Origin of the sequence: Streptomyces sp. MMCC 100, from assembly GCF_041538145.2 — a bacterium.
Classification (GTDB): domain Bacteria; phylum Actinomycetota; class Actinomycetes; order Streptomycetales; family Streptomycetaceae; genus Streptomyces.
Genome location: NZ_JBGORK020000001.1, coordinates 1708298 through 1723166 on the forward strand (window position 1 = coordinate 1708298; position 14869 = coordinate 1723166).

A 14869-nucleotide genomic window follows, 5' to 3' on the forward strand; every position below is an offset into this window, starting at 1 on the left:
GATCTCGCGCAGAAGGGGGACCGCGCGTGCGACCGACTCTCGCCGCCGACCAGGTACGGGCCAGCCTGAGCCAGTACCTGTCGACGACGTACGCCCTGGCGGACGAGTCGACGCGGCGGGCGCTGGAGCAGTTCCTCGGCGACAGTGCCGACGGGATCTTCCGGGGGCCGTACCTGCGGATCCGCACGCCCTTCAGTGCCGCCGGGGACGAGGACTGGCAGCGGTGCCTCCAGTGGTGGCCGCGCGGCGACTTCCGGCCGTACCGGCACCAGGCGCGGGCCTGGGAGCGGCTCTCCACCCTGCACTCGCCCGCCGAGCCGACCCTGGTGACCACCGGCACCGGCTCCGGCAAGACCGAGTCCTTCCTGGTGCCGCTCCTCGACCACTGCCGACGGGAGCGGGAGGCCGGACGGACGGGCGTGAAGGCCGTCCTCCTCTACCCGATGAACGCGCTCGCCACCGACCAGGCACAGCGCATCAACGGCTACCTGGAGAAGGACACCCGGCTGGAGCGGGTGCGGGCCGCGCTGTACATCGGTGACAAGCCGTCCCGGGAGTTCAAGGAGTCCGTGCGCAAGGTCGCCGTGGAGCGGGACGAGATCCGGCGGACCCGGCCGGACATCCTCATCACCAACTACAAGATGCTCGACCTGCTGCTCCAGCGCCCCGAGGACCAGAAGCTGTGGCAGGACTCGTCGCTGGCGTACGTCGTCCTCGACGAGTTCCACACCTACGACGGCGCACAGGGCACGGACGTGGCGATGCTGCTGCGCAGGCTCGGCTCCGTGACGGGGCTCGCGCGGGACGGGCGGCCGCTCGGGCCCGTCTGCCCCGTGGCCACCTCGGCGACCCTCGGGGAGAGCGGCGACGGAACGGGCGGGCAGTCCATGCTCGAAGTCGCCGAGCAGGTCTTCGGGGTGCCGTTCCCGCCCGAGTCGGTGGTCGGGGAGTCCCGGCGCACCGTGCAGGAGTTCGCGGGGGAGAGCGACTTCAGCCTGCCGTTCCCGGCGCCGCAGGAGGTCGTACTCCTCGGCGATCCGACCCGGGACAAGGGGGCGCTCGACCGGCTCGCGCAGGCGTTCACCGGTGAGTCGGGGCTCTCCCCCGAGGAGCTGGGCGGCCGGCTGCGGCGGCACCGGCTGACCGCGGCCGTCCTGGAGATCCTCGACGGCAGCCCGCGCACCCTGCCCCAGTTGATGGAAGTCCTGCCGCGGTACGCCTACCACTGGGGCATGGCCGCCCAGCAGAAGCCGACGGTCGCGGCCCAGGCGCTCGCCCGGTACGTGGCGCTGCTGTCCGTCGCCCGTGACCCGGACGAACCGGGACGCCCCCTGCTGTCGATCGAGATGCACCACTGGGTGCGGTCGGTGGCTCGCGTCCTGCGCGGCATCACCCCCGCGCGGGCCGAGTTCCGGTGGGACGACGAGCGGGTGGCGTCCGGCGGGCGGCTCGTGCAGAAGGACGTAGGGGACAAGGACACGGCCGTCGAGGAGGCCGTAGCGCCCGCCGACGACAGTGCGCCCTCGCCCGCCGAGGTCTTCCTGCCCGCCGTGTTCTGCCGCGAGTGCGGACGCTCCGGGTGGGCCGCGCTCTCCCCGGAGTCGGACGCGGCCGAGCTGGACCTGAACGCCGTCAAGATCCGCCGGGCCTCCGTGGGACGTGACAAGCGCCGGGTGCGGAACATGATCGCGGCCACCGTGGCCGAGGCGTACGACGCCGCCTTCGTGAAGGAACCGGTGCGCGCCGGCCCCACCGTGATGGTGCTCGACGGGGACAGCGGGCGGCTGCGTCCGCTCTCGCCCGACGGCGACTTCGAGCAGCCGCGGGACGGGGCCGGGCCCGGCGCCGCCAAGTCGCTGCGCGGAGCCGCCTTCGTCGTCGTCGACCTGGCGGGCGACCGCGCCGCCGAGACCGACCAGTGTCCGGCCTGCCGGACCTTCAACGCCATCCGCTTCCTCGGTACGGGCCTCGCCGCGCTCGCCGCCGCCTCCATCACCCAGCTGTTCACCGGCGGCGAGCTGGACGAGAACCTCAAGGAGAACAAGACCCTCCTCTTCAACGACTCCGTCCAGGACGCCGCCCACCGAGCCGGATACGTCGCCAGCCGCTCCTACACCTTCTCCTTCCGCTCGCTGCTCGCCAGCCGCGTCGACGAGGACACCCCGATCACGCTGAGCGACCTGGCCGCCGACATCGTCGAGGAGGTCGTCGACAGCCGGAAGGTGCAGGTCGCGGTCGTCCCACCCGACCTGCACGTGCACCGGGGCGTCGACACCCTGCTCAGCGGGCGCAGCCACGGCTCGAAGCGGACGTGGGAGCTCATCGCGCAGCGACTGGCGTTCGCGGCGGTCATGGAGTTCGGTCTGCGGTCGAGACAGGGCCGCACCCTGGAACTGACCAGGACGGTCGCCGCCGACGTACCGCTCGGCGAACCCGACGACGTGGCCGAGCTGGTGCGGGAACTCCTGCACACCACGCCCGGGGACATCGCCCTGCCCGACGGCTCCGTGCCCGGCCCGGACCGGTTCGTCGGGTATGTGCGCGGGCTGCTGGAACGGATGCGGATCCGCGGCGCCGTCCGGCACGCCTGGCTCGACCCCTGGATCGACCAGGCAGGCGTGCGGCGCTGGCCGATCTGGGGCGGCCGCCGTGAGGGCATGCCCGCCTTCCCGCCCAAAGTATCGGCACCCGCCTTCGTGCTGGGCAGCCCCAAGAAGGGCAGCGACGACTTCGACGTCCTCACCGGGCGACTGGGCTGGTACCAGGACTACACGCGCCGCAGCCTCGGTTTCCGGCAGGCCGACGCCGCCAACCACTTCCTCACCCGGCTCTTCCCCGCCCTTGCCGAGGCCGGCATCGTCTCCGTGCGTACCGCCAAGGACGGAGCCACCCGCGTCTACGGCCTCCAGCCGGGGCACGTGCAGGTCCGGGGGCTCGCCGACGAGGTCGTCGCCGAGGCCGGGGTGCGCTGCCCCGCCTGCTCTTGGCAGCAGACGGTCCACCCGGACCTGGCCCACCAGTGGCACGGGCAGCCCTGCCCGCGCTACCGGTGCAAGGGCCACCTGCTCGCCGGGCGCGAGGGCGAGGGAAGCCTGCGGCGCCGCGACTACACCGACGACTTCTACCGGCGGATGTACCGCGAGGCGGGCGTCTTCACCATCAACACCGCCGAGCACACCGGCACCCTGGAGCGCCGCAAGCGCGAAGCCGTGGAGAAGGCGTTCCGGGACGGCACCGACGTCCACTACGCCAACCCGCAGGTCCTGTCCTGCACCCCGACCCTCGAACTGGGCATCGACATCGGCGACCTCTCCGCCGTCGTCCTCGCCTCGCTGCCCAAGGGGCCGGCCAACTACGTACAGCGCGTGGGCCGCGCCGGGCGCACCACGGGCAACGCCTACCTGCTCACCATGGTCGATCGCGGTCCCCGCGACCGGTACTACCTGGAAGACCCGCTGCAGATGATCGCGGGCGACATCCAGCCGCCCGGCTGCTTCCTGTCCGCCGGGGAGATCCTCCGCCGCCAGTACCTGGCCCACCTGCTGGACCTCGCGGGCGCCGGACGGCTGCCGATGCCGGACGGCACGCCCGCCCACCCCCTGCCCCGCCTGGCCACCGCCCTGTTCGGGCCGGCCGGCTGGCTGTCCGACTTCGAGGCCGCCGCGTTGGCGAACGGCGCGCAGCTGGTCGAAAGCTTCCTCCGGCTCTTCCCGCCGTACGACGAGAGCCGGGGCACCGGCGTCAGCCCGGAAGCAGCCGACGCGCTACGGAAGTTCGCCACCGGGGGCGTCCGTGACGGGCTCGCGGCGGCGAGCCGCGAGTGGGACAGCCGACGGAGCGAGCTGAAGCACCGGATCGATGCCATCGACGACGCCATCGGGCGGCTCGTCGCGGGCGACCCCGAGCACGAGCGGCAAGGGCGCGAACTGCGGGCCGAGCGCAGGGCCGTCGCCCGGCGCGCCGGTGAGATCAGCCGCGGCACCGCCCACGGGGCTCTCGTCGATTTCGGCCTGCTGCCCAACTACAGCCTCGTCGACTCCACCACCGAACTGGAGGCCACCCTCACCTGGCGGGAGGAGACGGCCGACGGCGGGCACGAGCACCACAGCAAGGTGCTCAAGTACGAGCGGTCCGCGCGCTTCGCCCTGGAGGACTACGCCCCGGGCAACCACTACTACGTCCAGGGGTACAAACACCACATCAGCGGCCTCGACATCGGCAGCCCCGGCCGGCCCGCCTGGGCCTGGTGGCGGGTCTGCCCGGACTGCGGTCACGTCCGCACCCACCGTGCCGAACAGGACTCCTCCGCCTGTCCGCGCTGCCGCTCCGCCGCCATCGGCGACGTCGGCTGCCTGCACAAGGTGCTGGTGCCCCACCGCGTCCAGTCACGGGACCAGCGCGACGACGCCCGGGTGCGCGACGACACCGACGAGCGCGAGAGACGGCACTACACCGTCGTACCCGCCGTGGACATCCCGCAGGACAGCGTCGTCGAAGCCTGGCGCCATCCCCGGGCCACCTTCGGCTGGGAGTTCACCCGGCAGGCCACCGTCCGGCACGTCAACGTGGGCGCCTCACGCGTGGACGCCGTGGCGGACGACGCCTTCGCGGGCCGGCGCGTACGGCTCAACCCCTTCTGGGTGTGCGAGTCCTGCGGGCAGGCCGACCCGGACGGCGGGCCCGTCACCGCCATGAAGTTCTGGGTCGCGGAAGCAGCGGTACCGGTGAAGAGCAGCCAGTACCACCGGCCCTGGTGCCCCAAGGCGCGCATGTCCCCCGGCGACTCGGCGGCCGGGCAGTCCGGTGTGAAGGTGCTCCTCGCCCACGTCCTGGAGACCGAGGCACTGCGCATCCTCATCCCCGCCGTCACCGCCCACACCCAGGAACGGCTCGTCTCCTTCAAAGCCGCCCTGCTCGCGGGCATCGCCAGGAGCTACGGCGGCGACCCCGACCACCTGGCCGTCGTCACCGACTCCATGCCCGACGCGGACAGCGGTGACCGGGACGTGCGCCGGCACTTCCTCGTCCTCTACGACACGCTGCCGCGCGGCACCGGCTATCTGCAACGGCTCGCCGGCCCGGACGGGCTGCGGAACGTCCTCGCCCGCGCCCGGGAGATCATCGAGACGTGCGTCTGCGTGGAGGAGGGACGCCCCGCCTGCCACCGCTGTCTGCTGCGGCACGTCGCCGACGGCGAGTACGAGGACGTCTCGCGCGAACACGCCCTCGACATGCTGGGCGAACTGTTCGGTGCCGACGGCGCCGGCTGGGACGCCAAGCCCGTCACCACCACCGGGGACATCGCCATCGGCCCACAGGTCGAGAGCGAACTCGAAGCGCTGTTCCGGCAGGGCCTGCTGGACTGGGCGGGCCGCGACGACGTCGACGAGGCCAGCGTCCGCACGGCCCTCACCCCGGACGGGGAGCGCAGCACCGAACTGCGCCTGACCGCACCCGACGGCTCCGTCACCCGCTGGCAGATGGAGACGCAGACCGACCTCGGCTTCACCCGCCCCGACGTGGTCTTCCGCAGGCTCGACGCGGACGGGCTGCGGGTCGCCGTCTACCTCGACGGATACCGCTACCACGCTAGTCCGGAGTGCAACCGCCTGGCCGACGACGCGGGCAAGCGCGCACGGCTGCGCGCCCTGGGCTGGCAGGTCTTCCAGCTGACGTGGGAGGACGTCGAGGCGTGGACCGGACGGCGCCCGCCGGTGTCCGATCCCGTGTGGGTGCCGTACCAGAACACCGCGCAGAAGACCGCGCTCGACATCCACCGGCGGCTGCACGCCGGCGACACCCGCGACCTGCCGCGCTTCGTATGGGCCAACCCCGTCGACACCCTCATCGGCTACCTGACGCGGCCGGAACCGGAGCTGTGGCGGGCTCGCACCCAGTCCGCCCTCGCCGGATTCGCCACGGTGTCCGCCACCAGCCGCGCGCTGGCCGACGGCCCGGGCATCGCGGACCGCATCGGTGAGGCGCTGGCCGGGCAGCCGCTGGCCGGAGGAAAGGGTGCCGTCCAGGTGATGGGGACGAAGGACGGCAGCGGCTGCCCGCTGACGATCGTCCTCGATCTGCGGAAGGGACAGTCGGGCGCCGTCTGGTCGGCGGTGACCGTCCTCCCCGACGCCCCCACCGTGATCAGCGCCGACGAGCCCGCCCACCGGCGCCGCTGGCAGGCGTGGCTGTACTGGACGAACCTGCTGCAGTTCCTCAACGAGGCGGAGGGCGACGGAGTCCAGCTGACGACCGCACTGCTGTCCGGGTTCGACGTGGCCGAACTGGCCGTCATCGGCGGAGCAGGGTGGCTGACCTCCCAGCGGCGCGTGGCCGCGGACACCGAGCCGGCCGTGCCCGCGGCGCCCCGCCCCGGCGACGCGGCCGGGGGCCCGGTCCGGGACCCGGCCTGGGACGAGATCCTCGCGTACCTGGTGGACGAGCCCGGCCTGGCCGATCTCGCCACGGCCCTCGCTGACCTCGGCGCCCCCGTCCCCGAAGCGGGCTACGAACTGGGCGACGCGGCCTGGCCGGCCGAACTGGCCTGGCCGGCCTCCCGTATCGGCGTCGTACTCGCGCCCGAGGAGCACGCCGACGGCACACCGGACACGGACGCGCACAACCGCGACAAGGCGTACGCCGACGCCGGATGGCAGGTCCGCACGCCTCTGGAATGGGACACGGAAGAACTGGCCGCACTGCTCAGCGGTGACGGCGTGACGCACGAAGACGAGGAGCACCACGGATGACCAGCCCCGCCGGGCCGAGCGCCGGCGCCACCCTGCGCCTGCTCGACAAGGCCGACAAGGAGATCGTCAAGCTGGACCGGGCGATCGTCGGGGCGGTCTACAAGTTCCAGCACGACTTCCGGAAGAACCCGAACGGCGGCGGATTCGACCTCAAGCCCCTGAAGGGCGACGGACGCCTCTGGTCCGCCCGGGTCAACCGCGAGTACCGGGCCCTGTTGCTGCACCTCGGCGCAGGCGACTGGCTGCTCGTCTCGGTCAAGCACCGCAGCCACGTCCATCAGAACCTGGACCGGCTCACCTACGGCATCAACCAGATCACCGGCGCCATCGACTACGTCGACCTCCAGGTCGTCGAGGAAGACATGCTGCGCCGGGCGCCGGCACCCGAGCCGGAGACGACCGCGGGTCCGGGGCAGCCGACCGAGGAGCCGCTGTTCGCACGGTACAGCGCAGAGCAGCTCGCCGAACTCGGTGTCGCCGAGCCGCTCATCCCCATCGTCCTCAAGCTCACCACCGACGACGAACTGCTCGGCCTCGCCGAGTACGCGCCCAGGCACACCGGCGAGGTGCTGCTGCGGCTGCGGGACGGATTCTCGTACGAGGCCGTCAGAGAACAGGTCACCGAGCCGGTCGCCGTCGAGAAGACCGAAGAGCTCGACACCGACGACTGGCAGGCGGCAGCGGGCCGCTCCCAGGCGGTGGTCATCACCGACGACGAGACGCTGCAGAGCATCATCGAGGAAGGCGACTTCGGCCGCTGGAAGGTCTTCCTGCACCCCACCCAGGAGAAGCTGGTCCGCCGGACCTACTCGGGTCCGGCCCGCGTGAGCGGCGGCCCCGGGACCGGCAAGACGATCGTGGCGCTGCACCGCGTCAAGCACCTCGTGGACCGGCTCGGCCCCGGCCACAGCAAGCCGGTGCTGTTCACCACGTTCAACAAGAACCTCGCCGCCGACCTCCGGGCACGCCTGCTGTCGCTCGGCGGGCCGGACACCGTCGCCCGGGTCGACATCGTGCACGTCGACCAGCTCGCGACCCGTGTCGTGCGGGAGTCCGATCCGGGAAACACCAAGCGGCGCATCGAGGACTCCCAGGCCCTGACCGAATGGCGCCGGCTGCTGGTCGAGGCGGGCGAGAACCGGTGGGACGCGGAGTTCCTGAGCGACGAGTGGAACCAGGTCATCCTGGGCCAAGCGGTCCACTCCCGGTCCGACTACTTCAAGGTGCGCCGAGCCGGCCGCGGACGCAGCATCACGCGCGCCGAGCGGGCCGAGATCTGGCAGCTCGCCGAACGCTTCACGCAGCGGCTGGAACTCAAGGGCCTGGAGACCCACCGGCAGGTGGCCGAGCGCGCGGCCCGGATGGAGATCGACCGCAAGCGGAAGATCGACCAGCGGCAGCACCAGAAGGACGAACAGGGCGGACTCGGCAACATCCACATCGAGTCCGGAAGCGGTGCCTTCCTGCGCTACCGCTACCGGCACGTCGTGGTCGACGAGGCTCAGGACCTCAGCGCCGCCCACTGGAAGATGCTGCGCGCCATGGTCCCGGCGGGCCCCGACGACATCTTCCTCGTCGGAGACACCCACCAGCGGATCTACGACCACCAGGTCACCCTCGGCAGCCTCGGCATCAACATCCGCGGCCGGTCCGCACGGCTCACACTCAGCTACCGGACCACCTGGGAGATCCTCCGTTCCGCGATGGGGGTCCTCGACGGAGTCGACTACGACGACCTCGACGGCGACCAGGACACCCTCGGCGGGTACCGGTCCGTACTCCACGGGCTCCGCCCCACGCTGCGCGCCGCCGACAGCTGGGACGAGGAGCTGGACCTCGTCGTCGAACAGCTGAAGGCGTGGAGCGACGTCCCCCGGGAATCCGTGGCCGTCTGCGTCCCCACCAACCAGATGGTCGCCGACGTCATCCAGCGGCTCGGCCGCAGGGGGATCGTCGCCACGGAGATCACCCGGGACGGCCCGCGCGGTGACGAGGGCGTGAACGTGGGCACGATGTACCGCTTCAAGGGCCTCGAATACCGGTGCATGATCATCGCCGGGGTGGCGGAGGGGCTGGTACCACGGACCTCCGTCGACGCCTGGGAACACACCGACGCGCTGCGTCACCGTCGTGAACTGCAACGCGCCCGCTCGCTGCTGTTCGTCGCGGCGACCCGCGCGCGGGACGCCCTCGCCATCTCCTGGAACGGAGAACCGAGCCGGTTCCTGAAGCCCTTGAGAGCGGCGCACGGCGGCAGCCTCTGACCTGGCCGGAGCGGGGAGAACAGGCGATCGTCACATCCGCGCAATACACGCGTTCCCCATCCGCCCACGAGCTCCCTTATCGTTGACGCCGCATACCCCAGCCCGGCCACCGTCGCCCGAAGGCTCGCCACCGCCCTCGACCGGACGACAGGAGCCCCGCACCCCGTGTCCCACACCGCCCGCCGCGCCTCCCGCCCGCTGCCGCCCTGGCTCGGTCACGCCCTGAACGCCCAGCGCGGCCCCGTGCCGTGGAACGCGGTGGTCCGGGGCGCGCTGGCCGGCGGGCCGTTGCTGATCGTGGCCCTGGTCGCGGGGCGGGCCCCCCTCGGGGTCGTCGCCGCGATCGCCGCCATGCTGGCCGGCATCAACGACCGGCCGGGCAGCCGCCGTACCTCCGTGCGGCGGATCGGCGTACCCGCGCTGGCGGGGGTGGTCGGACTGCTCGTCGGGACGTACGCCGGGCTGCACCTGGGGGCCGTGGCGCTCACCCTGGTGCTGACCGGGCTGGGGCTGGTCGCCGGGGGCGTCAGTGCCGTGGGGCCGGTGGCGTCGGCGACCGGGACGCAGTTGCTGGTCGGCAGCGCCGTGGGCGCCGGGATGCCGTTGCCCGTCCCCGGGTGGCAGAGCATGCTCGCCTTCCTCGCCGGAGCCGGATGGCTGCTCCTGCTGCGGCTGCTCCTGCCGACGCCGACTTCCCTCACCGGTGACCTCCGCCTCGGCTTCCGCTTCGACGGGGAACGGGCGGCCGTCGCCGACGTGTACGAGGCCGTCGCCGCGCTGCTCGACGCGGTTGGTACGGGGGACGCCGTGGCCCGGCGGGCCGCGCTCACCGCAGCGCTCGACCACGCGCAGGACGCGCTCGCCGGGCCCCGGCTGCGACGCCGGGCCTCGACCGCGGCCGAACGCCGGCTGCACGCCCAGTACGCCGCCGCGCTGCCCCTCGGCGAGGCCGCGACCGCACTCGCCTGGGCGGAGCAGGCCGTGCCCGCGCGGGCCGCCGAAGGGCCCCGGCGGCTCGCGGCCGCCGTCCGCGCCAACACCCACGCCGGGCCGCTGCCCGCGCCCAGCCGGACCGACCCCGCCCTGCGTGCCCTGGACGACGCCCTGCTGCACGCGGCGGAGGCCTTCGACCGGGGCAGGGGCCTGGACCTGCACACCCGCAGGCGGTCGCCCCGTTCCCTGGCGCGTGCCGTGCTCGGCGCCGGCGGGCGGGAGTACGGGCTGCGGGCCGGGCTGTGCTTCGGGACCAGTGCCGCCGTCGCCCAGGCACTGCACCACGGTCACTGGTACGGCTCCCACCAGCACTGGTACTGGCTGCCCGCCACCGCCGTCTTCCTCGTCAAGCCCGATCTCGGCCCGCTCGCGTCCCGGGTGCTGTGCCGGGCGGCCGGGACCGTGCTCGGGGCGCTGCTGTTCGCGGGGTTCTCGGTCGTACTGCCCCGTCCGGAGGGGCTCGTCGTCCTCGTCGCCGTCTGCGGAGCACTGGTGCCGGTCGCCACGAGGCACTTCGCCGCCCAGACCACCGTCGTCACCGTCCTCGTCCTCGCCCTGGTCATGGTCGGCGGCGAGCCGCCGGCCTCCGTGGGCCGTATCGGGGAGACGCTGCTCGCCTGCGCGATCGTGCTGGTGGTCGGCCACCTGCCGATGCCGGGCCGGCGGGGCGCCGGCATCCGGGCGGGCGTCGACACCGCCGACGCCGCCGCGCACGCCTACCTCACGCACGTACTGAGCGAGTCCGACGACCGCGCCACCCGGTGGACGCTGCGCCGGGAGGCCTACCGCACGCTCGCCGAGGCCCGCGCCGCCATCGCCCGCGCCGCCGCCGAACTGCCCGCCCTCGCCCGGCACTCCGAGGGCACCGACGAGGTCGCCGCGGTCCTCGAACGGCTCGTCGACACCACCACCGCGTGCGCCGTGCACCTCGACGACACGGGGCGGCTCACACCCCGCCACACCGAGCGGCTCGCCGCCCTGCGGGACGAACTCGCCGAGCGGCGCGGGCGCGTGGGCAGGCACCGTACGTTGGCGTGATGACGCCTTCCTCCCCCGGGCCCGCCGATCTGGTCATCACCGGCTGCACCGTCCTCGTGCACGACGACCGCGAACGGGTCGGCTTCGAGCAGGACGCGGCCGTCGTCGTACGCGACGGAATCGTCGACTCCGTGACCACCGCCGCCGCCGGGGCCGCGGTGCCCGCCGCCGACCGCATCGACGCACGCGGTCAGGTCGCCCTCCCCGGGCTGATCAACTGCCACACGCACGCGTCCATGGTCGCTCTGCGCGGCGTGGCCGAGGACCTGCCCACCGAGGAGTGGTTCAACGACGTCGTCTGGCCCGTCGAGTCCAACCTCACGGTGCGGGACGTGATCCTGGGCGCCCGGCTGGCCTGCGCCGAGATGATCCGCGCGGGGGTCACGACCTTCGCGGACAGCTACTTCCACATGGACGCCGTGGCCGCGGTCGTCACCCAGTGCGGGATGCGGGCGCAGTTGGGACAGGCGTACTTCTCCTCGCAGGGGCCCGAAGGTCTGGAGGCGTCACTGGAGTTCGCCCTGCGGCGCCGTGACTCCGCCGGCGGCCGGATCACCACCGCCCTCGCCCCGCACGCCCCCTACACGGTGACCGACGCCGACCTCACCGCCACCGCGGAACTCGCCCGCGAACACGGCCTGCCCGTGCACCTCCACGCCGCCGAGAACCGCGACCAGACCGACACCAGCCTGGCCCGGCACGGGGTCACCCCGATCGAGGTCCTGGAACGCACCGGCATCCTCGACACCGACGTGCTCATCGCCCACGGCACCGGCATCACCGAGGGCGACCTGCCGCTCCTCGCGCGCGCGGGCGGCCGTACGGCGGTGGCGACCGCGCCCCGCGGCTACCTCAAGTTCGCCTGGCCCGGCACCACACCGGTGCGCGCCCTGCGCGGCATCGGCGTCGCCGTGGGGCTCGCCACCGACGGCGCCGCCTCCAACAACTCCCTCGACGTGTGGGAGTCGATGGCGCTCACGTCCCTGATCCAGAAGTCCACCGAGGGCGACCCGCGCTGGCTGACCTCCCGCCAGGCGCTCCACCACGCCACCGTGCAGAGCGCCGAGGCGGTCGGGCTCGGGGGCGCCGTCGGCCGTATCGCGCCGGGGCGGCGGGCCGATCTGATCCTCGTCGACCTCACCGGCCCGCACACCCAGCCCGTGCACGACCTCGCCGCCACCCTGGTGCACAGCGCGCGCTCCGCCGACGTGCGCACGACGATCGTCGACGGGCGTGTCCTCATGCGCGACCGCGAGCTGCTCACCGTGGACGTGCCCGAGGTGGTCCGGGAGCTGGGGGAGCGGCTGCCCGCCCTGACCGACCGGGGGCACGGGCAGCGCATCCAGGAGTACGACACCTGAAAGGCCTGTTCAGGGACGCCTTGAAAAGAATCTTGCCGGGCAGCGATGAGTTCCGCCCCGCCCTTCGGTCACCACTCGGACGGCCCGAACGCTTCGGACCGGCCGTCGGACCGAAGCACGACGCACGTCGCACAGGAGGCTGGAGCCATGTCGCTGCCCGAGATCGTCACCCGCGCGGACTGGCGCGCGGCGCGCGAGGCCTTACTGGCCAAGGAGAAGGCGGCCACCCGCGCGCGTGACGCCCTCAACGCCGAGCGGCGCGGGCTGCCCATGGTGGAGGTCGACAAGGAGTACGTGTTCGAGGGCGGCGACGGCAAGGCCACCCTGCTCGACCTCTTCGAGGGCCGGGAGCAGCTCGTCGTCTACCACTTCATGTTCGCGCCCGAGTGGGAAGCCGGCTGCCGCAGCTGCTCGGCGTTCCTGGACCAGATCGGGCACCTCGCGCACCTCAGGGCCCGCGGTACGTCGTTCGCGGCCGTCTCCCGGGCGCCGTATCCGAGGATCCTGCCGTTCAAGGCGCGGATGGGATGGACACTGCCCTGGTACTCGTCCTACGTCAGCGACTTCAACACCGACTTCGAGGTGACCCTCGAGCACGAGGGCGAGCCGGTGGAGCGGCCGGGGCTCAGCTGCTTCCTGCGGGACCGCGAACGGGTCTTCCACACCTACTCCACGTACGAGCGCGGCCTGGACGGGCTCGGCTCGACCACCAGCCTGCTCGACCTGACCGCGCTCGGCCGGCGTGAGCCGTGGGAGAAACCCGAGGGGCGCGCGTCGGCTCTCGGTGCGCCTGCGGGCAGCGGGGGAGTCCGTTACCACGACGAGTACGAGGACTGAGACGCTCCGTAGCGAGAACGGCCGAACGGCCGACGCGTGGATCACACTTTGCGGTGAACGGGTGTCAACTATGTCTCAGTACCATCACCGCGCGAGGCGTTCGCTCCATGGTTGGCGTTTAACTCTACGAGTACAGCGCTACATGGAGGTGCGGAGTGAACGGGCGAACGGTGCTCGAACGCTTTCCCGCCGGCGGACCGCGAGGATCCTGGCCGGCGGAGGAGTTCGCACAGGCGCGGCGTCTGGAAGGCCTGCCCGCCGAGGTCGTCATGGACCTCGCCACGGACATGTTCCTGGTCGTCGTGCGCCGCGGCGACGCCGCGGGTGACGCGGCGGCCTGACGCGCCGCCGCCCAGCGCCTACGCGCTCACAGCGCCCATGCGCTCACAGCGCCTACGCGCTCACCGTCCGCGACCAGGTGGGCGTCGTGTTCGTCAGCCGGCACAGGGCCAGGTACAGCGGGATGGGCGGCGTGTAGGGAACCGTGCCGTCCGAGCGGTGCAGGAGGCCGGGCAGGCCCGCGGCCCCGGGTACCACCGCACCGGTGGCGTAGCGCGCGGGCGCCGGCCACTCCAGGGCGTAGTCGGAGTCGGACGGAACGATCCACCACCAGTGCGTCTCATCGGCGTAGACGCACCCCACGCGTGGCAACCGGGGCAGCACCTGCTGGGCGAGGAGGGCGGGTACCGCCACCGCGTCGCAGCCCAGGGGTGCCGTCATGCCGTCCGGCACGGGCAGCCTCACGGGTGTCCCGGCAGTGCTTCGTCCGCGCTGGAGGCGGACCATCGTGTCCAGGCCGAGCGGTCGGATGCCGGACGCAGCCCTCATAGCCATTCGGTCCCCGTTCCGCGGCGTGTCTCTCGGCTCTCCCGGCGGCAGGACTCCGCCTCGCCCTCGTCCCCCGTGTCGTCCGCCGGGCCGGGCTTCGGCCGGGCCCCCCAGCCCAGGTCGTTGCGGGGCTCCGAGGGGTCGAGCGGTCCGTCGGCCTTGCGCGGCAGCTCGGCCCAGACCAGCAGTCCGGGGCCGTGCTCGTGGGCGCCCCAGGCGTCGCACAGGGCGTCGACGAGGATCAGGCCCCTGCCGTGCTCGTCCTCGGGCTGCTGATCGACCGAGGGGTGGGGCTGGCCGGGGGCGCAGCCCTCGTCGCGCACGGCTATGCGGACCAGGTCGTCGGCGTCGTGCAGCTCGCACACTATGTGTCTGCTCGCCGTGTGCACGATCGCGTTGGTCACCAGTTCGGAGACCACCAGGGCCGCGGTGTCGCAGGTGTCCTCGCACACCGACCAGCCGCTCAGCCGGGCCCGTGTCAGGCGTCTGGCCTGTGAGGGAGAGCCCGGATGGGCGGCCAGCTCGAAACGGAACCGGCGCTCGGCGGCGGCTCCCGAGGAGCCGGCTCCCATGGCGGCACCGAGGCCCAGGGAGCCCACGGTGGCGTCTGTTCCTAAGGGCGCGGACGGAATCACGCTTGCCACTATCGCCCCGCCGTGAACACTTGGCAAGTGTCACTCTGAAAAATGCAGAGTGCTGTGTGACGTTCTGGACGGCCGTGGCACACTGCTCGCAACAGCACGTCGAGCGGCGCCACTTCAGGCCGTTCGAAAGGCCTCCCGGGCTTTCGAACGAACCT

General features: G+C 72.7%; 8 protein-coding genes. 6 read left to right on the forward strand and 2 right to left on the reverse strand.

The genetic code is table 11. The features are described 5' to 3' along the window. Window positions 1–26: 26 nt before the first annotated feature. From ABS735_RS07815 to ABS735_RS07840, 6 genes are all read left to right on the forward strand, one after another. Window positions 27–6749, forward strand: a complete 6723-nt coding sequence (locus ABS735_RS07815; protein WP_373902140.1) for a DEAD/DEAH box helicase — start codon at window positions 27–29, stop codon at window positions 6747–6749. After that, on the forward strand, window positions 6746–9013 hold the full coding sequence (locus ABS735_RS07820; RefSeq protein ID WP_373902141.1) for a UvrD-helicase domain-containing protein: 2268 nt from the start codon (window positions 6746–6748) through the stop codon (window positions 9011–9013). The genes ABS735_RS07815 and ABS735_RS07820 overlap by 4 nt, the downstream gene beginning before the upstream one ends. A gap of 165 nt (window positions 9014–9178) precedes the next feature. Beyond that, window positions 9179–11044, forward strand: a complete 1866-nt coding sequence (locus ABS735_RS07825; RefSeq protein ID WP_373902142.1) for an FUSC family protein — start codon at window positions 9179–9181, stop codon at window positions 11042–11044. Next, window positions 11044–12405 carry an amidohydrolase gene (locus ABS735_RS07830; protein WP_373902143.1) on the forward strand — a complete coding sequence of 454 codons (1362 nt, stop codon included), beginning with the start codon at window positions 11044–11046 and terminating at the stop codon, window positions 12403–12405. Before ABS735_RS07825 ends, ABS735_RS07830 begins: the two co-directional genes overlap by 1 nt. Window positions 12406–12552: 147 nt before the next feature. After that, window positions 12553–13242 carry a DUF899 domain-containing protein gene (locus ABS735_RS07835; RefSeq protein ID WP_373902144.1) on the forward strand — a complete coding sequence of 230 codons (690 nt, stop codon included), beginning with the start codon at window positions 12553–12555 and terminating at the stop codon, window positions 13240–13242. A 155-nt stretch (window positions 13243–13397) separates the two neighbouring features. Continuing rightward, window positions 13398–13583, forward strand: a complete 186-nt coding sequence (locus tag ABS735_RS07840) for a hypothetical protein (RefSeq protein WP_087809936.1) — start codon at window positions 13398–13400, stop codon at window positions 13581–13583. 52 nt (window positions 13584–13635) lie between these two features. Here ABS735_RS07840 and ABS735_RS07845 read toward each other — a convergent pair whose 3' ends face one another. Together ABS735_RS07845 and ABS735_RS07850 are read right to left on the reverse strand one after the other, a co-directional pair. Beyond that, window positions 13636–14076: a hypothetical protein gene (locus ABS735_RS07845; protein ID WP_373902145.1), complete on the reverse strand. Its 441-nt coding sequence runs from the start codon at window positions 14074–14076 to the stop codon at window positions 13636–13638. Next, window positions 14067–14714: an ATP-binding protein gene (locus ABS735_RS07850; protein ID WP_373902146.1), complete on the reverse strand. Its 648-nt coding sequence runs from the start codon at window positions 14712–14714 to the stop codon at window positions 14067–14069. Before ABS735_RS07850 ends, ABS735_RS07845 begins: the two co-directional genes overlap by 10 nt. Window positions 14715–14869 lie beyond the last annotated feature (155 nt).